This window comes from Paraburkholderia sp. Tr-20389, assembly GCF_017104565.1.
Lineage (GTDB): Bacteria > Pseudomonadota > Gammaproteobacteria > Burkholderiales > Burkholderiaceae > Paraburkholderia.
This window is the reverse complement of the sequence record NZ_JAAGPD010000049.1, coordinates 53,032-72,809: the sequence shown is the minus strand read 5'-3', so window position 1 is coordinate 72,809 and position 19,778 is coordinate 53,032. Positions and strand designations below refer to the sequence as shown.

Genomic DNA, 19,778 nt, shown 5'->3' with positions numbered 1-19,778 from the left:
ATAGACGGGTAACGGCCCGGCAGACAGGCCATATTGGGGACAATTATAGTCGGCGGCGCGGCGCAAACGAGTTGAAAGCCTGCTGGGCCTTGCTCGGCGCGCGGCTGTCCCTGTCAAGGGAAGTAACCTCTGGTAACGGAAGAGCGGCTCCGGCAAGATTTCCCGCTGCCCATTTTGCGGGCAAATCCCAGGTTGCTCGGCTAAAATTGCTGATTGGGCCGAGCAGCCAAAAACGGGCAATCAATGAAGCGAATCCTTATCGTCAAGGTCACCTCGATGGGCGACGTGATACAGGCGCAGCCGATCGTCTCCGATCTCAAGCGCGCTTTTCCGGGCGTCGAGGTCGACTGGGCGGTTGACGAGTCATTCGCCGAAATCGCGCGCTGGAATCCGGGCATCGACCGCGTGCTTTGCGCGCCCTTGCGCCGCTTCAAGAAGGCGCGGCGCTGGGCGGATTTCCAGGCAATTGCGCAGTCCATCGGTGAACTCCGTGCGCACCGCTATGACGTGGCCGTCGATATCCACGGCGTCTACAAGAGCGCGATCATCGCGTTCCTGTCGCGTTCGCGCCGCCGACTCGGCTATCGCAACAAGGATCTCGGCGAGCGCGGCGCTGCGTTCGCGTACACCGGCCGGTTCGTGCCGCCACGCGACCGTAATGCGTGGAGCGGCATGCGCGAAACCGTCAGCACGGCGCTCGGCTATCCGCTCGATACCCCGCCCGATTACAACCTGCGGATTCCCGCGCCCGCCAAGCCGATCGTCGATACGGGCGGGCGGCCGCTCGCCATGCTGTTCCACGCGGCTTCGAAGGACGACAAGAAGTGGCCGGCGGAACACTGGATTGCAATTGCCCGGGAACTCGTGCGGCGCGGTTTTCATGTGGTGGTGCCGTGGGGCTCGGCTGCCGAGCGCAGCGAGGGGCTCGCCATCGTCGACGAAGTGGAAGGCGCCGAGCTGCTGCCGCAACTGAGCGTGACGGGCATCGCCCAGGTGATCGCAGCGTCGGACTTCGTGATCGGCGTCGATACGGGGTTCGTCCATCTGGCGCACGCGCTGGGCAAGCGCACGGTGATGATCTTCATCGCTACGTCGCGGGAAACGTTTGAGAACAACGTGCCGTTCCGCTCGGTTTCGATTGGGGACGGGAATTCCGTGCCGCCCGTCGCCGAAGCGCTGGCCGCCATCGATCACGTACACGCCGACCCGCTGACGGTCGGCGGCGGCAAGGGCGAGTCGGTGGCAGCGGCCTGATGAGGCCGATGAGCGGGGCGTGAGCCGAAGAAAAAAGAAAAGAGGCGTACGCGCAGTTCGCCCAATTTCGGACGCCGTCGCGAGACGCCTCTGAAAAGCCCGCGCCTGAAGCGCGCGGACCGAGAGGAAACCTGCAGAACAAACCGGTACAACATCCGTAGAGACCGAACCGGCGCAAACAAGTTCAATCATTTTTGTTCTTTTTCTTCGGTTTGTGCGAAGAGCCGTCGCCCGTGTTCGGCCGCGGCTGTCCTCTTGTGTTATCGCGACCCGTCGGGTTTCTTCGTTCGCAACGCGCGTTCGCTCATTACACGCCTGTTAAAACTGTCGCTATTGTTTCGGCCTTCCGTAACGCGGCTCACGCGTTTTGGCATCGCTCGCAGTCCTGCGCGAGGCCGAGCCGCCGATGCCTTGCCCGCCAAGGCTTTCCGGGCGGGCCCGATGCGTATTGGCTGGCTTGCCGACATGTCGCTTGTCCGTCCTTTCGACGTCTCTTCGCACGGCAAAGCCTTTCCCAGCCTGTAACACGGGCGCAGTGAACGCTTACAAATTGCAACGCTCACCCCTGACGGGTTCGTGTCCAATCGAGGTCATTCGGGGTTCGCTCGAATAAAACGATACTGACTCTAAGGGAGAACGACGTGAAACGCTTGATGTTGGCTTTGGTGACGGGCGCGCTGCTGGCTGCATCGCTGAGTGGCTGTATCGTGGTGCCGGACGGCGGCGGCTATCACCATCACGGCTACTACTACCGCTAATCGGACGAGAGATGCTGGTGGCCGTTCCGTGCCGGCTATCAGCATCTGAACCACTACGACTGGCCGCTCAGGCCACCAGCATTTCGAACGCGACGACGGCGGCGATGGCGGCCAGGTTCGCGGCAATGGCTTCGACGACGATACCTTTCCAGCTCGCCGGCTTGAAACGGAACGCGAGCAACAGCGAGCCGAGCAGCGCCAGCGCGATGATGACGACGATGTCCGCGTTATTTAGATGAAAGTTCATCGATTCCTCCCCATCCAGCCAAGCCTTCTACTTGTTCGAGTATAGGCAGGCTGAAAAGTGCGGCAAGCCGGGGAGATTCCCTGTACTCGTTCTTGCGGCCTTCAACGAATCGACAGGTGCGCGACAGGATCGGGTTCGGCTTTCGATCACGCCACGAAGCAAAACGGCCCCGGCGCGGAACATCGCGCCGGGGCCGTTTGCGTTGAATAGTCAGCGAGAGTTACATCAGCTGTGTGTCGCGCGTCTCACGCATGCATGCCACGCCGACCAGGCTCAGCACGGCGGCCGCCGACACATACAGGCCGACCCACGACAGCCCGCCTTGCGCCGCGAGCATCTGCGCGATATACGGCGCCACCGACGCCCCGAGAATCCCGCCCAGGTTGTACGCGACGCCCGCACCCGTGTAACGCACGTTGGTCGGGAACAGCTCGGGCAGCAACGCGCCCATTGGTGCGAACGTAACGCCCATCAGGAACAGTTCGATGATGAGGAACAACTGCACGAGGGGCATCGAGCCGCTGCCGAGCAACGGCGCCATCGTGAAGCCCGACAGGATCGCCGCGATACAGCCGACGATCAGCACCGGCTTGCGGCCGAAGCGGTCGCTGGCCCAGGCGGACAGCGGCGTCGCGAGCGCCATGAAGACGACGGCGACGCACAGCATGCCGAGGAAGCTCTGCCGCGAGATGTGCAGCGCCGACACACCGTACGACAGCGAGAACACTGTCGAAATGTAGAACAGCGTGTAGCAGACGACCATCGCGAACGCGCCGAGCAGCACGGGCCCGAGATGACGGCCGAGCAGCGTCGCAACGGGTACGCGCACGCGTTCCTGCCGGTCGATCGCCGCCTGGAAGGCCGGCGTCTCCGCGATTTTCAGGCGCACGTACAGACCGAGCGCGACCAGCACCGCACTGACGATGAACGGCACGCGCCAGCCCCAGCTGCGGAACTGCTCGTCGGAGAGCGACAGCGCGAGGCCGAAGAACAGGCCGTTGGAGGCGAGGAACCCGATCGACGGCCCGAGCTGCGGGAACATGCCGAACCAGCCGCGCTTGCCGGCGGGCGCGTTCTCGGTGGCGAGCAGGGCGGCCCCGCCCCATTCGCCGCCGAGGCCGATGCCCTGGCCGAAGCGCAACACGCACAACAGGATCGGCGCGAGGCTGCCGATCGAGTCGTAGCCGGGTACGAAGCCGATCAGCGTCGTCGACAGGCCCATCACCAGCAATGACGCGACTAGCGTCGATTTGCGGCCGATGCGGTCGCCGAAGTGGCCGAACAGGAACGAGCCGATCGGCCGGGCGATGAACGCAATGCCGAAGGTCACGAACGCCGACAGCGCCTGAGCCGTCGCCGAGCCGTGCGGGAAGAACACGGGGCCGATGACGAGCGCGGCGGCCGTCGCGTAGACGTAGAAGTCGTAGAACTCGATCGCGGTGCCGATGAAGCTCGCGAAGATCACGCGCGAGGCGCTGCTCTGGCGGCCCGCGCCGGGCTGCGCGCTGGAAAGGGGCGATGTGGACATGCAGGGTCTCCAAATGTCGTGACGCAGCCGCGGGGCGGGCGGTGCGCCTTTGTGTATCTGAGTGTGTGGCGAAGCGGGAGCGCACGCAATCGCACGAACGGCGGTGCAACGGCGGTTCGGGCGGATTCGCGACGCGAGACGTTGCATGTGCAACGAATCGACAGCTTGCGGTGCGCTGACAGGCTCACGAGCGACGTCCTGGTCTTTGACTGGATGAAGCGGCGTAAGCGAAGCGCGAAGCAAACCGGGCGGACGCGCGCGCGGGTGGCGCGGCAACGTGACGGTCGGACTGCGCGACGCGAGCGGATGAGCAGGCGGCGCGCAGCAAGTGCCGGAGATTCCGGTGAATATTTAAAAAATTATAGCGAGGACGGCGGGCGGGCAGCAAGGCGTTGCGTCTTGCTGTTCGCGGGTTCGTTCAAGCGTTCGGATTTCGCTCGATATTCGGCGAAGACAACGTCGCCGGCATCCGGCGCTGACGCCGGCATCGACGCGTCTTCGCACAAACTCAATCGATTGTTTGTGCTTGCGGCGATGCGAACGTGCGCAACTGGAACTTGCCGTTGTCGTTGAAGAGCCAGTCTTCGAACAGTTCGACCTGACCTTTGCCGTTCAGCAGTTTCGACGGCGGCAGCGGCAGCGGCGCGGAGCGTCGCAGCGTGGCGAGCGCGGTGCTCTCCGCTTCGTCGTCGCCGTTCGTGCGATAGACGTTCGACGCGACGATCTGTCCGTTGCGATCCACGACGAACGACACCACGACGAGCGAGCGCAGCATCGCTTGCGGCGTACCGCGCAGCACGTACGACGGGTTGCGTTCGAGGATGCGTTGCGCGACGGCCGTACGGTACTGGTCGAGCGTCTGGCTGTTGATCGCAGCGATGGGCGGCGCGACGGCGGCGGCTGGCTGCGGCGGCGTCACAGTGAAACTGCAAGCCGTGCCGAGCAGCGCAAATGCGAGTGCCGCGGCTCGCTTGAACGTCGGGTGGATGCGGCTGGGAAGCGAGAGGGTGGACATCGCGATAACTCGTACGCCTGATGTATGTTAAGCGTAGACGATGCGTGTTGCGATTCAATGATCGTTGGTACGGATGTGAGTGGTAGCGCGCATGAGCGCCATCCCGTCATGCGTTGGATCAGCGCGATGAGTCGTGCGGTGGGCGGGGAAGGCGACGGACCTGACGGTCCAGAAGAAGAAAGCTGGCGGAGGGTGTGGGATTCGAACCCACGAAGGCCGTAAAGCCTTGCCGGTTTTCAAGACCGGTGCATTCAACCGCTCTGCCAACCCTCCGAGCCCGAAATTGTAACCTGGAACGCTTCACGACCGGGCAACAAACCATGAAGCGGATCACGAATCCTTCAGAAAGAGCGCCTGCAGATCGTTGAGGAATGCCTGGCCGAGCGGCGTCGGCGCGATCTTCTCGAAGTCGCGCGTGATCAGTCCGCGGCGTTCCGCTTCCTGCAGGGCGGGCTCGATCGATGTCATCGGCAGGCCCGTGCGCTCGATGAACCGATGCACGGGGAAACCCTCCACCAGCCGCAGCGCGTTCAGCATGAACTCGAAGGGCAGGTCGCGCGCGCCGACTTCATGCTCTTCCTGCACGGCATTGCCCGAGCGCGCCTCTTCGATGAAGGTCGCGGGATGCTTGTAGCGCATCTGCCGAAGGATGCGATTTGGAAACGACAGCTTCGTATGCGCGCCCGCACCGATGCCGAGATAGTCGCCGAAGCGCCAGTAGTTCAGATTGTGTTTGCTCTGCCGGTGCGGCCTCGCATAGGCCGACACCTCATAGCGCTCATAACCCGCTTCGCGCGTGCGTTCGTGGATCCAGTCGTGCATGTCGGCGGACGAATCGTCGTCGGGCAGCGACGGCGGAAACTTCGCGAACAGTGTGTTCGGCTCCAGCGTCAGGTGATACAGCGACAGATGCGGCGGCGCGTACGACAGCGCCGTTTCGATATCCGCCTGACATTCCGCCAGCGTCTGCTTCGGAAGCGCGAACATCAGATCGAGATTGAAGTTGTCGAACGTGTTCGCAGCGACTTCGACGGCGTGGCGCGCTTGCGATGAATCGTGAATGCGGCCCAACGCCTTCAGATGCGCTTCATTGAAACTCTGGATGCCAACCGACAGCCGGTTCACACCGCTTGCGCGAAACTGCGCGAACTTGTCGGCTTCGAACGTGCCGGGATTGGCTTCGAGCGTGATCTCGGCGTCGGCATCGAGCGGCAGCAGCGCGCGCACGTCCGACAGCAGCCGGTCGAGTCCTTTCGCCGACATCAGGCTCGGCGTGCCGCCGCCGATGAACACCGTATGCACCTGCCGTCCCCAGACGAGCGGCAGCGACTGTTCGAGATCGCTGCGCACCGCGTCGAGATACTCGTCTTCGGGGAACGTGCCGCCCTTCGACTCATGCGAGTTGAAATCGCAATACGGACATTTGCGCACGCACCACGGAAAATGCACGTACAGCGCGAGCGGCGGCAGCGAAGTCAGACGGATGCTGCCCGGCGAGGTGAACGCCTTGACGACGTTGACGCCGACCGTCGATGCCTGGCTCACGCTTCCTCCTTCAGTCGCGCGAACAACTGCTGCAGCGCAAGCGCGCGATGACTGGTCGCGTTCTTCACGGCAGGCTCCAGTTCGGCAGCCGTCGCGTTCAGCGCGGGCAGGAAAAAGTACGGGTCGTAGCCGAAGCCGTTCGCGCCGCGCGGCGCATCGAGAATCTCGCCGTGCCAGCGACCTTCGGCGATCAGCGGCTCCGGATCGTCGGCATGGCGCACGAGCGCGAGCACGCAGAAGTAATACGCGCGCCGGTCGTTCGTATCTTTCAACTGGTCGACGAGGCGGGCGTTGTTTGCGGCATCGCTCTTCTCGCCGCCCGCAAGCTGCGCATAACGCGCCGAATACACGCCGGGTGCGCCTCGCAGCGCGCGCACGCACAGGCCGGAATCGTCGGCGATCGCGGGCAGGCCCGTCAGCTTCGATGCGTGACGCGCCTTCGTCAGCGCGTTCTCGACGAACGTGGGATGCGGCTCTTCCGCCTCCGGCACGTTCAGCGCGCCTTGCGGAATCAGCTCGATGCCCGCCGTGCCGAACAGCGCGGCGAATTCGCGTAGCTTGCCCGCATTGTTCGACGCCAGCACGATCTTGCGCAGCGCGTTGTCCTGACGATCATTCACCCTTCAACTCCAATGCTTCCTTCTGCTTTGCGATCAGCGTCGCAATACCGGCTTGCGCCAGATCGAGCAGCTTGTTCATTTCGTCGCGCGAGAACGGCACGCCTTCCGCCGTGCCCTGGATTTCGACGAAGCCGCCATCACCCGTCATCACGACGTTCATGTCGGTATCGCATTGCGAGTCTTCGTCATAGTCGAGATCGAGCACGGGCATGCCGTCGAACACGCCGACCGAAATAGCCGCGACGTAGTCGGTGATCGGCGACTTCTCGATACGGCCCGTTGCGAGCAGTTTCGCGACTGCGTCGTGCGCAGCGACGAACGCGCCCGTGATGCTCGCCGTGCGCGTGCCGCCGTCGGCCTGGATCACGTCGCAATCGATGTGCAGCGTGCGCGTGCCGAGGCGTTCGAGATCGAATACGGAGCGCAGCGCGCGGCCGATCAGGCGCTGGATCTCCTGCGTGCGGCCGGTCTGCTTGCCGCGCGCGGCTTCGCGGTCGCTGCGCGTGTGCGTCGCGCGCGGCAGCATGCCGTACTCGGTCGTCAGCCAGCCCTGGCCGCGATCGCGCAGGAAGGCGGGCACGCTCTCGGCGATGCTCGCCGTGCAGATCACTTTGGTATCGCCGAATTCGACCAGCACGGAGCCCTCCGCGTGCTTCGTGTAATGGCGCGTGATGCGCACGTCGCGCAGCTGATCGGCGGTGCGGCCGCTGGGGCGTTTCGTGATGTCGTTCATCGTCGGAATAAAGGGGGAAAGAGGGCGGAAGGAAACTGCAATTTTACCGCCGATCGCGCCGGCACCGCCCGCGCCGCGCAATGCGATGCCGCGCGGCTCGCATGCCAGATGACACAACGCGCATCAATGCGCTCGAAGCGCCGTCTGCCCGGGCTTACCCGTAGGCCACCTCCGGCAGGTCCATCCGCCAAAAATGGGATAATGCGCGTTCCCCGCCTCGCGTCTCGTACACGCCGGGCGACTCGAATCCCTGGTCGTGCGATGTGATGCACCTGATGCACCTTCGCGCGGCCGCAATTGCGAGACCTATCATGATCTACAGTATGACTGGCTATGCGAGCGCCACGCGCGAACTCGCAGCAGCATCGGGCACCGGAGGCGTCAGCGTATCCGTCGAATTGCGCACGGTGAACTCGCGCTTTCTCGATCTCAACTTCCGCATGCCGGAAGACGTGCGCGTGTGCGAACCGACGCTGCGCGAAATGCTGATGAACAAGCTGTCGCGCGGTAAGGTCGATATCCGCATCAACCTGCAGCGCAGCGAGCAGTCGGCCAATGCGGGTGCGCTCAATCGCGACGCGCTCGCGCAACTCGCAGTGCTGGAGCGTTCCGTGCTCGAAGCGTTTCCTGATGCGGGCCGTCTGCGCACGGGCGAAATCCTGCGCTGGCCGGGCGTGCTCGCGGAGAGCGGCGTGTCGCCGGAAGTGCTGCGCGATGCCGTGCTCGAATGCGGCAAGCAGGCGATCACCGATCTGATCGACGTGCGTGCACGCGAAGGCGCGCAACTCGCGACGATGCTGCTCAACAACGTGACCGAAATGGAAGCGATCGTCACGAAGATCACGCCGCTCGTGCCGGAGCTGATCGCGAAGCATCAGCAGAAGATCGTCGAACGTCTGCAGGAAGCGCTCGGCATTGCCGCGCCGGATACGGCTGCGACGATCGTGTCGCGCGAAGAGATCGCCGAGCGCATCCGTCAGGAAGTGACGATGTACGGCATCCGCATCGACATCGCCGAAGAACTGTCGCGCCTCACCGCGCATCTGAACGAAACGCGCCACGTCATCCAGAAGGGCGGCAAGGTCGGCAAGCGTCTCGACTTCATGATGCAGGAGCTGAACCGCGAAGCGAACACGCTCGGCTCGAAGGCGGCCGCGAAAGAACTCGCTGATTCATCGATGACGCTCAAGCTGCTCATCGAACAGATGCGCGAACAAGTACAAAACCTGGAGTAACGGGAGTCTCACCAGCATGTCCGAACCCAAAGCCGAATCCAAGCCCGAACCGAAACGCAATCCGTACGCAGGCGTTTATCCCGGCAACCTGTTCATGGTCGTCGCGCCGTCGGGCGCGGGCAAGTCGACGCTCGTCAACGCGCTGCTCGCGCGAGACGCGGCGATCCGTCTGTCGATTTCGTACACCACGCGCCAGCCTCGTCCGAAGGAGCAGGACGGCGAGCACTATCACTTCACGACCGTTGAAGACTTTGTGCAGCGTCACGACGCAGGCGAGTTTCTCGAAAGCGCGGAAGTGCACGGCAACTACTACGCGACCTCGCGCGTGTGGATCGAAGAGCAGATGAAAAGCGGCCATGACGTGCTGCTCGAAATCGACTGGCAAGGCGCGCAGCAGGTGAAGAAGCAGTTCCGCAATGCCGTCGAGATTTTCATCTTGCCGCCGTCGCTGGAAGCGCTCGAAGAGCGTTTGAAAAAGCGCGGCCAGGACGAGCCGAATGTGATCACGCGACGTCTTCTCGCAGCGGGCAGCGAGATGGCGCACGCAGCGGAAGCGGAGTATGTCGTGATCAACGAGAACTTCGATCGCGCGCTCGCCGAACTGCAATGCCTCGTGTCGGCCACGCGCTCGCGCTTCGCATCGCAATACGCGCGCCATACGGACCTCTTCATGCAGCTCGGCATTCACTTGCCGCACGCGTGATACGGGCGAGGTCGCAAGGACATAAGGTAGAATAACCAACATACAGAGAAGGAATTTTCAACATGGCCCGCATTACCGTCGAAGACTGTCTGAAACAGATCCCGAATCGTTTCGAACTGGCGCTTGCCGCGACTTATCGCGCACGTCAGCTCGCTCAAGGTCACACGCCGAAAATCGAAAGCCGCGACAAGCCCACGGTGGTCGCGTTGCGTGAGATCGCGGCCGGCCAGGTCGGCGTCGAAATGCTGAAGAAGGTGCCCGTCTAAGGCACGCTTCAACGTTTGAACGTCATGTAACTCACCCCACGCGTGCAGACAGGCACTATCGCAACGGAGGCGACCATGAGCACCAATCCCTCGCCATCCGCCACGGAAGTGGATCACGCTGCCCACGAACACGATAGCGACTCGCCATCGTCTGCACGCAAGTACATCGACGCGGTCCTCGAACAATCGTTTCGCCACCTGTTCGGACCGACCGCCACGCCGGAGCAGCCGCGCCGGCATGACGTCGTCTCCATCGCCAAGCTGACAACTGCGCTCTCCGGCTATTTGAGCCCGGAAGAGATCAAGGAAGTCAAAGCGGCTTTCCACTTCAGCGACGAAGCTCACCTCGGGCAATATCGTCAAAGCGGCGAACCCTATATCACGCATCCTGTTGCCGTCGCGGAAACGTGCGCGGCATGGAAGCTCGACGCGCAGTCGATCATGGCTGCGCTCCTGCACGACGTGATGGAAGATCAGGGCGTGACCAAGACCGAGCTCGCGGAGCGCTTCGGCGCGAAGGTCGCGGAACTGGTCGACGGGTTGTCGAAGCTGGACAAGATGGAGTTCCGCAGCCGCGAAGAAGCGCAGGCGGAAAACTTCCGCAAGATGCTGCTCGCGATGGCGCGCGACGTGCGCGTGATTCTCGTGAAGCTCGCGGACCGGCTTCACAACATGCGCACGCTCGGTGCCGTGCCGCCCGAAAAGCGCCGCCGCGTGGCGCGCGAAACGCTGGACATCTATGCGCCCATCGCGCACCGGCTCGGCCTGAACAACACCTATCGCGAGCTGCAGGACCTGAGCTTCGCGAACTTCAATCCGCACCGTTACGCGACGCTGGAAAAAGCGGTGAAGGCTGCGCGCGGCAATCGCCGCGAAGTGGTCGGCAAGATTCTCGAATCGGTGCAGCGCGCCATTGCCGACGCGAAGCTCGATGCCGAAGTCACCGGTCGCGAGAAAACCATCTTCAGCATCTACAAGAAGATGCGCGACAAGCAGCTGTCGTTCTCGCAGGTGCTCGACGTGTACGGTTTCCGCGTCGTGGTCGAAAGCCCGCTCGAATGCTATACATGTCTGGGCGCATTGCATGCGCTCTACAAGCCTGTGCCGGGCAAGTTCAAGGACTACATCGCGATTCCGAAGGTCAACGGCTATCAGTCGCTGCATACCACGCTGGTCGGCCCGTTCGGCGCGCCGATCGAGTTCCAGGTGCGCACGCGCAAGATGCACGAGATCGCGGAAGCGGGCGTCGCGGCGCACTGGCTGTACAAGAACGGCGGCGCAGATCTGAACGATGTGCAGAAGCGCGCGCATCAGTGGCTCAAGTCGCTGCTCGACATCCAGAGCGAAGTCGGCGATTCGAGCGAATTCCTCGAACACGTGAAGATCGACCTCTTCCCGGATGCCGTCTACGTGTTTACGCCGAAGTCGAAGATCATGGCGCTGCCGCGCGGTGCCACGGCTCTGGACTTCGCGTATTCGATCCACAGCGACCTGGGCAACCAGTGCGTCGCGGTGAAGATCAACAACGAACTGCTGCCGCTGCGTACCGAGTTGAAGAGCGGCGATATCGTCGAAGTGATCACGGCACCGTATTCGAAGCCTAACCCCGCATGGCTCGGCTTCGTGCGCACAGGCAAGGCGCGTACGGCGATCCGTCATTACCTGAAGACGATGCGCCTGAACGAGTCGGTGCAGCTCGGCGAGCGTCTCGTCGATCAGTCGCTCAAGGGTTATGGGCTCGCGCTGTCCGACGTCACGCCGGAAGTGTGGGACAAGCTCGTGCTGTGGACGGGCAACAAGAACCGCCAGGAAATCTTCGCGGATATCGGTCTCGGCCGGCGCGTGGCCGCCGTGATGGCCAAGCGTATCGAAGTGCTGATGAACGGCCGCGAAGGCCACGAAGGCGATGACGACCATCCGCGCTCCGAGCATCCGACGCCGAATGCGCCGCCCGTCGTCATCACGGGTACGGAAGGGATGTCGGTGCAGTTGTCCGCGTGCTGCCGTCCGATTCCCGGCGACGACATCATGGGCTACATCGGCATCGGTCTCGGCATGGCCATCCACACCACGGATTGCCGCGTCGCGCAGCGTATTCACCGGCGCGATCCGGGCCGCTGGATCGACGTCGCGTGGGCGCCGCAGCCGGGCCGCCTGTTCGACGTCGCGATCAAGGTGCTGGTAAAGAACACCAAGGGCGTGTTCGCGCGCGCCGCCGCCGATATCACGTCGGCCGACGCCAACATCGTCCACATCGCGATGGACGAAGATCAGTCGCAGGAATCGACGGTGCTGCGCTTCGTCATCCAGGTCAGCGACCGCGTGCATCTCGCCAACGTGATGCGCCGTGTACGGACCAATCTCGACGTGATGCGCATCGCGCGCGAACGGCCGAGCGAAGAAGGGCATCGTCATCACGACGGCGGCATGCGGATCGATCGCGAGCGCGCCGATTACTGAAATCGGAAGTTGAAAGGCGGGCGCATCGCTTGCACCTGGTTGCACGAAGGCGCCCGAGCCTTTGCCTGTCTACAGGAACAACGCGATGAACGTAGCCGATCTTTCCGGCATGGCGCTCGACTACTGGGTCGCCCGCAGCCTGCACGACTTCGTGCGCGAAATCCACTTTACCGACAGCGGCAGTGTCGTCTCGATACGCGGGAATGATCGCGGACGTCCGTGGGATGGACGCTTCACGCCTTCTACGTCGTGGGAGGCTGCTGCTGTCGTGCTCGAGCGCGCACAGCGGCTCGAAGTGCGCGAGCGCACGCGCGATGGCGCGGCGCACTGTGTCGCGGACTTCGAGGGCGGTCACAGGACGGTGTCGGCGCACGGCGAATCGCTGCGCGCCGCGCTCTTGAGGGCGTTCGTGATCAGCCAGTTCGGCGAGACCGTCGACGAAGTGGTGCGTCAGCCGCAGTCGCTGTTCGGCACGCGTTCGACGCCGATCGGCGAGCAGTCGCCTGTCGGCATCGAGAACGAACTGCCCAGGCCGGATGGCGAGATCGGGGATATCAAGTCGGCGCCGCGCTGAGTCGGCGCGATCATCGGATTGGAAAAGCAGGGCTGGAAAAGACAAAGGGCCTTCCGGTTGGAAGGCCCTTTATGAGTGGCGCGGCTGGCAGGATTCGAACCCACGACCCCTTGGTTCGTAGCCAAGTACTCTATCCAACTGAGCTACAGCCGCACGCTAAACTTGAACTGCTCGGGTAACGCCTGATGCTGCGTACGACCCGCTGAAACAAAAGGGCCTTCCTGGAGGAAGGCCCTCGAAAAAAGTGGCGCGGCTGGCAGGATTCGAACCCACGACCCCTTGGTTCGTAGCCAAGTACTCTATCCAACTGAGCTACAGCCGCACGCAGAAATGAGATTATAGCAAGGTCTCGGAAAAAGGGAAGGGGCAACCCCGAAATTTGTGACAACAGCCGTATCATGTAGGCTAGAGATCCGGATGTCCGCTTCAACGCTGAACCATCATGAACAAAGCCTTTGTCAAAGAATCGACTGACGAGAACGACGACGACCTCGACGCCGCCCAACCCGAGATGCCTGCGGGCGCGAAGAACTACATCACACCGGCGGGCTATCGGCGTCTGCGCGACGAACTGCTGCATCTGATCGACGAGGCGCGGCCGGAAGTCGTGAAGCTGGTGTCGTGGGCGGCGTCGAACGGCGACCGCTCGGAGAATGGCGATTACATCTACGGCAAACGGCGGCTGCGCGAGATCGACCGGCGCATCCGCTTTTTGACGAAGCGTATCGACCTGGCCGAGGTGGTGAACAGCAGCCGGCAGGAGAACACCGATCAGGTGTTCTTCGGCGCGACCGTCGAGTACGCGACGGAAGACGGCGAGACGCATACCGTGAAGATCGTCGGCATCGACGAGGTGAATCTGGACGAAGGGCACGTCAGCTGGATTTCGCCCATCGCGCGTGCGCTCCTGAAGGCAAAGGTCGGCGATCAGGTCACGCTGCACACGCCGGCCGGTGCGCAGCCGATCGACGTGCTCGACGTGAGCTATCCGACGCGCGAAGAGGAGGAGGCTTAGCTCGCCCTTCAGATGTCGTCAGACATGCGGCTGGTCTGAGTCGTCCGGCACGAACGAAAAAAAGGCGCCGCAAGCGGCGCCTTTTTCATGCTGCAAATACTGCTGATGCTTAGAAGCGGTGACGCAGGCCAGCCGTCACAGCAACTTGCTTCTCGTTCGCCGAAGCGTTCAGGCCATTGATGTTGGCGTTGACGACCGAGTTGTCGCTGACTTGCTGGTATTCGCCCTGCAGGTACACGTCCGTACGCTTCGACAGCGCGTATGCCGTTTGCAGGTTGAACTGGTTCCAGTGCGGGTGCTCGCCAGCGATGCTTGCACGCGTGTACGTGTACGAACCAGCGACGCTGATAGCCGGCGTCAGAGCGTAGCGTGCGTTCGCTTCGTAGTTCTGGAAGTGGCCGCTGTCGCCGCCAAAGCGATTCTGCAGACCCTGGTTGCCCGATGCGCCCTGGTTGATACCAGCCCATTGCGACAGGTTCGTCTGCGAGTACACGAGGCCGACGGTTGCCGGGCCGAACGTGTAGTTCGCGCCTGCGCCCCACGTCTGCTGGCGGCCAGCGAAGAACGTGTTGTCGCCCGTGACTGCGCCCGAACCGTTGAATGCAGCAGCTGCGCCCGTCGCGCCGTTGCTGTTCAGTTGCAGGTAAGCAGCAGCGATGTTGAAGCCTGCGAAGCTGTACGACGCGCCGGCGCTGTACGCACGGTTGTTCGCGAAGCCGTCAGCCTGGTTCGAGAAGCCGTACAACGCGCCGAACTTGAAGCCGGCGTAGTTCGCGCTCTGGTACTTGACCGAGTTGTTGACGCGGAACGAGTTGTTCAGGTTGTCGTTGTCGAACGGGTGGGCGAACTGCGTGCCGCCGTATTGCGTGCCCGTCAGTGCCAGCGGACCGACGTAGTCGACCATGCTGTCATATTGACGGCCGAGGGTCACAGCGCCGAACTGGTCGCTTGCCAGACCAACGAACGCCTGACGGCCGAACAGACGGCTGCTCTGCTTCATCGTGCCGTCGTTGATGCCGAAGCCGTTTTCCAACGTGAAGATAGCCTTCAGGCCGCCGCCGAGATCTTCAGCGCCGCGCAGGCCGAAACGGCTGCCGTTCACCGAGCCGCTCGTCATCTGGACGTTGCTGTGGCCTTGGCCGGGCGCAGTTGCCTGGTTGTTCGTGTAGGTGATGCCGGCATCGATCAGGCCGTACAGCGTGACGCTGCTTTGCGCATGCGCCGCCGTTGCAAATACGCCCGACAGGGCCGCGACCATGAGAGTCTTTTTCATCTTTGTAACTCCGAGAACAGGATGGGTTTTGGAAACCCAGGCTTGAAGGAAACTCCACGCGGTTGCTGCGAGAGGCAAATCGCGTGAACTACGCACGGTGACCGACGTGCGTTCGTTTCCGGGTAGGCAAAGTGTAGAGACGCCGCCTGCCAGATGGCCGTTCCGAAATTAGCAATAAAGTATTACGGGATAGGAAATTATCAGGAAGATGCCGGAAGGCCTTATCGATAAAGGGATTCCGGCCGATTGGCGAGTATCGGCCTTATGTGTCAACCTTTGCGCGTTGTTCAATTACGACATGAAACGACGTGCGGAAACAACGCGAAAATCGCCAAATTGCGATTGTTGCCAGCTTTGCAATAGTAGATTGCAAGAGTCGACGCTAATCAAATTCGTCACCGGCGCTATACTGAAATCTCTGCTTTTCGAAGCAGACTTTTTCGTTGACGAAAAAGATCTCCAAACCTTTGTCGGCGCGACTTCGCAAGAGTCGCGCTTTTTTTTGCCCTGCTTACAGCGTCATTTATTGATGCTTTCCATCTGCACCGACGGGCGCGAATTCGAGTCCCGGCGTCAGGCTCCAATCTTCGATCACATAGTGGCGCGCGTCCATTGGGGAAGACAGCAGGTTCTGCCAATGATCGCCATGCCACATTGGGTCGAACTCCAGTGCCGACGCGCGTTGCGCCGTGGTGTCGGAGAGCGGCGCGCCCTTCGTGGAGTGGAACAGGTGGGCTGCGAGGCGGCGAAGGGTGTCGAACAGCATGGCATTCTCCAATTGCAAACTGCTGGCAAAATCTTGCGGTTCAGAATGCACCTTAACAACTCGTGAAAACACTTACGAAAAACACGATTTGTTACATGTCGGAAAAACTTTCTGATCTCTATTTGTTATAGCACCTTCGAGTCGGCAATGCAGACCGAATCAATTCCGTATCTGCTGATTAATAACCGACTCTGCGTTCGCTTTAACCAGTCATTTGACGGGCATCCAGGATTCGATTTGAAACCGCTTGACGCATGGAGTCGCTTCCCCGTATAAATGCCGTGCTGGATTTTCGATGACCGAACGTTAATAGCGTGCGCTGCATATATTTCGGCTTTTCGGACTCGTTGATCGTAATCGGCATTAACGGCATCGCCTGACTTATTCAAATCGAGGAAAGTGGAACATGGAAACTGGTATCGTCAAATGGTTCAACGATGCTAAAGGCTTCGGCTTCATCACGTCCGACGCGGGCGGCGAAGATCTCTTCGCGCACTTCTCGGAGATCCGCGCGGATGGCTTCAAGTCGCTGAAGGAGAACCAGCGCGTGTCGTTCGACGTGAAGGCTGGCCCGAAGGGTCGCCAGGCTGCGAACATCCAGCCGCTGTAATTGCTGTCGAGCCGTTGGCTCCCAGGATAAACCCTCGCTTTGCGGGGGTTTTTTATTGCCCGTCGCGCGCCGTATTAATGCATGAGCCGGGGCGTCTGGTAATAACCGCCGGTGCGTAAACGTTTTCGGCGATTACTTTCGTCGATTCATTAATCGGTGTAATCCCTGATTGATGGTTTATTTATGGCGGATGTGCGGAATAAAGATATTCCTCGCCAGGCGAAGTGATCGCTCGCCAATATCCATTGATTGAGATGGCGCGCAAGCCTTGCCGCCGATAGGGCATACTTCTGCCACGTCCAGCATCTTCTGTTTTTCTCATGTCCGAACCGTTTCTGTCTGAGCCGGCGCTCGATGTGCCGATTGTTTTCGTCGACCTTGAAACCACGGGCGGCTCCGTAGGCGATCACAGAATCACGGAAGTCGGCGTCGTGGAAGTGGGGCCGAATGGTGCGTCCAGCTGGACCACCTTGGTTGACCCCGGTCAGCCGATCCCGCCGTTCATCCAGCAACTGACGGGCATCACCAACGACATGGTGCGCGGCGCGCCGACGTTCGAAGCCATCGCCGCCGATCTGTTCGCGCGGCTCGACGGCAAGCTTTTCATCGCGCACAACGCGAGCTTCGATCGCGGCTTCCTGCGCAGCGAGTTCCAGCGGGCCGGCTTCGCGTTCAATCCCGACGTGCTGTGCACTGTGCGCCTGTCGCGGGCGTTGTTTCCCGCCGAAAAGCGCCACGGTCTCGACGCGCTGGTCGAGCGGCATGCGCTCGTGCCTTCGGACCGGCACCGCGCACTTGCCGACGCCGATCTGCTCTGGCAGTTCTGGCAGCGCCTGCATGGCCTCGTTCCTGTGGACGTACTACGCGCGCAGATCGACAAGACGATGCGACGTTTCCGGCTGGCGGGAGACATCACGGAAGACCTGATCGACACGGCACCCGCAGGTTGCGGCGTATACGCGTTCTATGGCGAGAGCGACGCGCCGCTCTATGTCGGACGCAGCGTGCGGGTACGTCAGCGTTTGCGGTCGCATCTGACGGGCGAACGCCGTTCATCGAAAGAGACGAAGCTCGCGCAGCAGGTGCGGCGTGTGGAGTGGCGCGCGACGGGGGGCGAAATTGGTGCGCTGCTCGCCGAAGCGCAGTTGATCGCCGCGTTGCGTCCACCGAACAATCGCGTGCCGCGCGTGAGCCGCGGCGATCCCGTCGACGCACCTTGGCCCTACGACGGCGCAATCGTCTTCGAAGAACGGGACGCGGCAGAAGGCGCGCGAGTCTTTCATATCGTCGACAGATGGCGCTATCTGGGGCACGCGCCGTCGCTCGCCGAGGCCGCGACGCTGCTCGCCGCCAGCGTGCCGGGCGCGTTCGAACTGTCGACGTGGCGCATCCTCCAGTCGCATCTGTCGCGCGGTCTACATGTGCTGCCGCTGAGCCGTCCGGTTATGCAGACCACTAGCGCCGTCACTCCCGCAGCAGCGCCCGCCGACGCCGCCTAACCCGTCGCCCCGACTCCGCCCGATTCGCACACATGCCCGAGCGCCCGCGTCAGCGCGGCGTTACGGGTGTTGTCGTAGCGGGTGAGGGATTTCCAGTTGTCGATGCCGCGCGCCACCCGGGTCGGGCAATCATCCTGCGCGCGCAGCGTCTGCACGCGCGCAAGCGCAGCGATCAGCGATTGCGTCAGCTTGTCGAGTTGCGGCCGGAGGCTCGTCGCGAGATCGGGCGCAGCGCCTTCGGGCGGCCGGGTCGTGCGCCACGTGTCGAACAGCGCGTTCTGCACGTCCTTGCTCGCATCGATCTGATCCTGGAAGAATGCATGTGCAAACGCTGGATCGACGCCCGCGCGCGCGGCGCGCTTCTCGACGTCGGCCAGCAGCGCCTGTTCACGCGGTGTATCGGTGATCGGCTGATGATGCGCCCACTTGTATCGCGCAACGGGCTCGGCCAGCGCGAGCCGCTGGGACACGAGCGCGATCAGATTCGTGAGGGATGTGTCGTCGCCGTCGGCGCGGGCGGATGCGGGCGCGAAAGCGAGCGTCGAACAAAGCAGGATCGCGCCGAGCGCGCCGATGAGATTCGGACGGGTCATTGAGCGTGCTGCAGCATGCGGCTGCATCGAGAAAAGGAAAAGACAGAAGAATAGACGAAGCGCGTGAGTATGCGTGACGCATGCGCAACGTGTGCCTGAACGGCGAAGAGCAAACGGACCTTCAGCTGAACGAACGCACGCCTACGCGCGCGAGACGATGTCGCGTCGTCGCCGGCGCTCAGCAGAACGAAATCAGCGGCAAGCCGAACAAAAACGCACGCGCGCAAACACCCGACGCCTCATTAAACGAAGCGCACAGACGCGCGTCAACACCACGCGCACGCAGATGCTGCGCGAACCCCGATGCTGCAATACGCACGTCGACCGTTACTTCGGGTCGCACGACTTGCGTTGTTCGTCAAAGAACGCGCGAACGTGCTCAGGCAGTTCCGCGCCCAGAAACTCAACGCCTGCCGGTTCCGGATCCGGGCTGAACACCTTGTCGGGGGTCGGAATCTTCGGCGGTTTGGTATCCATGATGGTTCTCCTTTACGAATTCATTATCTTCTTTGGTGCATTGACCGCACCAGCGCTGCCGCACACAGGCGATGTTTTGGCGCTCTCTTTGTTGCTTTAACGGCACACGGTCCCAGGGATTCAAGCGCCATGTTTACAATTTAACGATTGTCCCTATTGCAGTACCTCTAACCACTGTCTCGCGGGCGCTTGCTATACTGCGCGCTCACTTTTTCAAGTCGCGATGACACGTTCGACACGCTGGATCAGTCTCGTATGGCTGGCGCTGGTACTCAATGTACTGTCGCCTGTCATCGGCTATGCGCGTGCGCCGGGCAATCAAGGCACGCTCTCCGTCGAACTCTGTCATGCGGCCGGTGCGCAGAACGTTGTCGTCGATCTAGGTGATTCGCACGACAGCACGTCCAAGTCGCACGTCGTCGCTCCCCACTGTGTCTACTGTCCGGGCTTCGCCGCCAACTTCGCGCTTGGCGCCAGTGTCCCGTTCATCGCGCCTCCCGTCCGTACGCTTGCCTACGCGCAAGCCGCATCGCCGGAAGCCGTCTTTGTGCGCCGCAGCGTCCGCGTCGCACAGCCTCGCGCCCCTCCTGTCTCGTCGATCTGAAGC

Annotated in this window: 20 protein-coding genes and 3 tRNA genes; 10 read left to right on the top strand and 13 right to left on the bottom strand. The window is 62.1% G+C overall.

Annotated elements, in window-relative coordinates; translation table 11 throughout:
* Nucleotides 1-243: 243 nt before the first annotated feature.
* The gene (gene waaC / locus G3N95_RS33775; RefSeq protein WP_205974431.1) at nt 244-1,254 is read left to right on the top strand and encodes a lipopolysaccharide heptosyltransferase I; all 1,011 of its coding nucleotides are present in this window, start codon (nt 244-246) and stop codon (nt 1,252-1,254) included.
* 825 nt (nt 1,255-2,079) lie between these two features.
* On the opposite strand, the gene G3N95_RS33770 is transcribed toward waaC, so the two are convergent.
* The 7 genes from G3N95_RS33770 to rph form a co-directional block, all read right to left on the bottom strand.
* On the bottom strand, nt 2,080-2,259 hold the full coding sequence (locus G3N95_RS33770; protein WP_205974430.1) for a hypothetical protein: 180 nt from the start codon (nt 2,257-2,259) through the stop codon (nt 2,080-2,082).
* Between the two features lie 220 nt (nt 2,260-2,479).
* Nucleotides 2,480-3,787 (bottom strand): MFS transporter, encoded by a 1,308-nt coding sequence (locus tag G3N95_RS33765; protein WP_205974429.1) that lies wholly within the window; start codon nt 3,785-3,787, stop codon nt 2,480-2,482.
* 508 nt (nt 3,788-4,295) lie between these two features.
* Entirely contained in the window at nt 4,296-4,802 is a 507-nt protein-coding gene (locus tag G3N95_RS33760; RefSeq protein ID WP_205974428.1) for a TonB family protein, read from the bottom strand.
* A 183-nt stretch (nt 4,803-4,985) separates the two neighbouring features.
* A tRNA-Ser gene (locus G3N95_RS33755) sits at nt 4,986-5,075 on the bottom strand.
* A gap of 57 nt (nt 5,076-5,132) precedes the next feature.
* Nucleotides 5,133-6,347 (bottom strand): radical SAM family heme chaperone HemW, encoded by a 1,215-nt coding sequence (gene hemW, locus G3N95_RS33750; RefSeq protein ID WP_205974427.1) that lies wholly within the window; start codon nt 6,345-6,347, stop codon nt 5,133-5,135.
* Nucleotides 6,344-6,967: an RdgB/HAM1 family non-canonical purine NTP pyrophosphatase gene (gene rdgB / locus G3N95_RS33745; RefSeq protein WP_205974426.1), complete on the bottom strand. Its 624-nt coding sequence runs from the start codon at nt 6,965-6,967 to the stop codon at nt 6,344-6,346. Before rdgB ends, hemW begins: the two co-directional genes overlap by 4 nt.
* Nucleotides 6,960-7,700 (bottom strand): ribonuclease PH, encoded by a 741-nt coding sequence (gene rph / locus G3N95_RS33740; RefSeq protein ID WP_205974425.1) that lies wholly within the window; start codon nt 7,698-7,700, stop codon nt 6,960-6,962. Before rph ends, rdgB begins: the two co-directional genes overlap by 8 nt.
* Nucleotides 7,701-8,011: 311 nt before the next feature.
* Between rph and G3N95_RS33735 the strand changes: the two genes are divergently transcribed.
* The 5 genes from G3N95_RS33735 (at nt 8,012) to G3N95_RS33715 (ending at nt 12,938) form a co-directional block, all read left to right on the top strand.
* Nucleotides 8,012-8,935 (top strand): YicC/YloC family endoribonuclease, encoded by a 924-nt coding sequence (locus G3N95_RS33735; RefSeq protein WP_205974424.1) that lies wholly within the window; start codon nt 8,012-8,014, stop codon nt 8,933-8,935.
* A gap of 16 nt (nt 8,936-8,951) precedes the next feature.
* A complete protein-coding gene (gene gmk, locus G3N95_RS33730) occupies nt 8,952-9,638 on the top strand; it encodes a guanylate kinase (RefSeq protein WP_205974423.1) in 687 nt (228 codons plus the stop codon).
* A 62-nt stretch (nt 9,639-9,700) separates the two neighbouring features.
* Nucleotides 9,701-9,904, top strand: coding sequence for a DNA-directed RNA polymerase subunit omega (rpoZ, locus tag G3N95_RS33725; RefSeq protein WP_006025620.1), 204 nt, complete (start codon nt 9,701-9,703; stop codon nt 9,902-9,904).
* Between the two features lie 75 nt (nt 9,905-9,979).
* A complete protein-coding gene (locus G3N95_RS33720) occupies nt 9,980-12,364 on the top strand; it encodes a bifunctional (p)ppGpp synthetase/guanosine-3',5'-bis(diphosphate) 3'-pyrophosphohydrolase (RefSeq protein ID WP_205974422.1) in 2,385 nt (794 codons plus the stop codon).
* An 85-nt stretch (nt 12,365-12,449) separates the two neighbouring features.
* Nucleotides 12,450-12,938, top strand: a complete 489-nt coding sequence (locus G3N95_RS33715) for a phage protein NinX family protein (RefSeq protein ID WP_205974421.1) — start codon at nt 12,450-12,452, stop codon at nt 12,936-12,938.
* A gap of 76 nt (nt 12,939-13,014) precedes the next feature.
* On the opposite strand, the gene G3N95_RS33710 is transcribed toward G3N95_RS33715, so the two are convergent.
* Together G3N95_RS33710 and G3N95_RS33705 are read right to left on the bottom strand one after the other, a co-directional pair.
* Nucleotides 13,015-13,091, bottom strand: a tRNA-Arg gene (locus tag G3N95_RS33710).
* A gap of 92 nt (nt 13,092-13,183) precedes the next feature.
* Nucleotides 13,184-13,260 (bottom strand) — tRNA-Arg (locus G3N95_RS33705).
* Nucleotides 13,261-13,380: 120 nt separating this feature from the next.
* Between G3N95_RS33705 and greB the strand changes: the two genes are divergently transcribed.
* Nucleotides 13,381-13,953, top strand: a complete 573-nt coding sequence (gene greB / locus G3N95_RS33700) for a transcription elongation factor GreB (RefSeq protein WP_205974420.1) — start codon at nt 13,381-13,383, stop codon at nt 13,951-13,953.
* Nucleotides 13,954-14,062: 109 nt separating this feature from the next.
* Here greB and G3N95_RS33695 read toward each other — a convergent pair whose 3' ends face one another.
* Nucleotides 14,063-15,226, bottom strand: a complete 1,164-nt coding sequence (locus tag G3N95_RS33695; protein ID WP_205974419.1) for a porin — start codon at nt 15,224-15,226, stop codon at nt 14,063-14,065.
* 523 nt (nt 15,227-15,749) lie between these two features.
* Nucleotides 15,750-15,992: a hypothetical protein gene (locus G3N95_RS33690; RefSeq protein ID WP_205974418.1), complete on the bottom strand. Its 243-nt coding sequence runs from the start codon at nt 15,990-15,992 to the stop codon at nt 15,750-15,752.
* Between the two features lie 406 nt (nt 15,993-16,398).
* On the opposite strand from G3N95_RS33690, the gene G3N95_RS33685 reads away from it, so the two are divergent.
* Together G3N95_RS33685 and G3N95_RS33680 are read left to right on the top strand one after the other, a co-directional pair.
* Nucleotides 16,399-16,602 (top strand): cold-shock protein, encoded by a 204-nt coding sequence (locus tag G3N95_RS33685; protein ID WP_205974417.1) that lies wholly within the window; start codon nt 16,399-16,401, stop codon nt 16,600-16,602.
* A gap of 320 nt (nt 16,603-16,922) precedes the next feature.
* Nucleotides 16,923-18,101: an exonuclease domain-containing protein gene (locus G3N95_RS33680; RefSeq protein WP_205974416.1), complete on the top strand. Its 1,179-nt coding sequence runs from the start codon at nt 16,923-16,925 to the stop codon at nt 18,099-18,101.
* Here G3N95_RS33680 and G3N95_RS33675 read toward each other — a convergent pair.
* Both G3N95_RS33675 and G3N95_RS33670 read right to left on the bottom strand, forming a co-directional pair.
* On the bottom strand, nt 18,098-18,694 hold the full coding sequence (locus tag G3N95_RS33675) for a chorismate mutase (protein ID WP_205974415.1): 597 nt from the start codon (nt 18,692-18,694) through the stop codon (nt 18,098-18,100). The two genes, G3N95_RS33680 and G3N95_RS33675, sit on opposite strands and share 4 nt — an antisense overlap.
* A 327-nt stretch (nt 18,695-19,021) precedes the next feature.
* A complete protein-coding gene (locus G3N95_RS33670) occupies nt 19,022-19,171 on the bottom strand; it encodes a hypothetical protein (protein ID WP_012400089.1) in 150 nt (49 codons plus the stop codon).
* Nucleotides 19,172-19,394: 223 nt separating this feature from the next.
* Between G3N95_RS33670 and G3N95_RS33665 the strand changes: the two genes are divergently transcribed.
* Entirely contained in the window at nt 19,395-19,775 is a 381-nt protein-coding gene (locus G3N95_RS33665) for a DUF2946 domain-containing protein (protein ID WP_205974414.1), read from the top strand.
* The last annotated feature ends 3 nt before the right edge of the window (nt 19,776-19,778 follow it).

Excerpts from the sequence above, each read along its gene's own strand:
- G3N95_RS33735 (WP_205974424.1), top strand. The coding sequence starts at position 8,012 with ATGATCTACAGTATGACTGGCTATGCGAGCGCCACGCGCGAACTCGCA.
- G3N95_RS33685 (WP_205974417.1), top strand. The coding sequence starts at position 16,399 with ATGGAAACTGGTATCGTCAAATGGTTCAACGATGCTAAAGGCTTCGGC.
- G3N95_RS33770 (WP_205974430.1), bottom strand. The coding sequence starts at position 2,259 with ATGAACTTTCATCTAAATAACGCGGACATCGTCGTCATCATCGCGCTG.
- G3N95_RS33670 (WP_012400089.1), bottom strand. The coding sequence starts at position 19,171 with ATGGATACCAAACCGCCGAAGATTCCGACCCCCGACAAGGTGTTCAGC.
- G3N95_RS33690 (WP_205974418.1), bottom strand. The coding sequence starts at position 15,992 with ATGCTGTTCGACACCCTTCGCCGCCTCGCAGCCCACCTGTTCCACTCC.
- G3N95_RS33665 (WP_205974414.1), top strand. The coding sequence starts at position 19,395 with ATGACACGTTCGACACGCTGGATCAGTCTCGTATGGCTGGCGCTGGTA.
- G3N95_RS33715 (WP_205974421.1), top strand. The coding sequence starts at position 12,450 with ATGAACGTAGCCGATCTTTCCGGCATGGCGCTCGACTACTGGGTCGCC.
- gmk (WP_205974423.1), top strand. The coding sequence starts at position 8,952 with ATGTCCGAACCCAAAGCCGAATCCAAGCCCGAACCGAAACGCAATCCG.
- rph (WP_205974425.1), bottom strand. The coding sequence starts at position 7,700 with ATGAACGACATCACGAAACGCCCCAGCGGCCGCACCGCCGATCAGCTG.
- G3N95_RS33760 (WP_205974428.1), bottom strand. The coding sequence starts at position 4,802 with ATGTCCACCCTCTCGCTTCCCAGCCGCATCCACCCGACGTTCAAGCGA.
- waaC (WP_205974431.1), top strand. The coding sequence starts at position 244 with ATGAAGCGAATCCTTATCGTCAAGGTCACCTCGATGGGCGACGTGATA.
- rpoZ (WP_006025620.1), top strand. The coding sequence starts at position 9,701 with ATGGCCCGCATTACCGTCGAAGACTGTCTGAAACAGATCCCGAATCGT.
- G3N95_RS33720 (WP_205974422.1), top strand. The coding sequence starts at position 9,980 with ATGAGCACCAATCCCTCGCCATCCGCCACGGAAGTGGATCACGCTGCC.
- G3N95_RS33765 (WP_205974429.1), bottom strand. The coding sequence starts at position 3,787 with ATGTCCACATCGCCCCTTTCCAGCGCGCAGCCCGGCGCGGGCCGCCAG.
- greB (WP_205974420.1), top strand. The coding sequence starts at position 13,381 with ATGAACAAAGCCTTTGTCAAAGAATCGACTGACGAGAACGACGACGAC.
- G3N95_RS33695 (WP_205974419.1), bottom strand. The coding sequence starts at position 15,226 with ATGAAAAAGACTCTCATGGTCGCGGCCCTGTCGGGCGTATTTGCAACG.
- G3N95_RS33680 (WP_205974416.1), top strand. The coding sequence starts at position 16,923 with ATGTCCGAACCGTTTCTGTCTGAGCCGGCGCTCGATGTGCCGATTGTT.
- G3N95_RS33675 (WP_205974415.1), bottom strand. The coding sequence starts at position 18,694 with ATGACCCGTCCGAATCTCATCGGCGCGCTCGGCGCGATCCTGCTTTGT.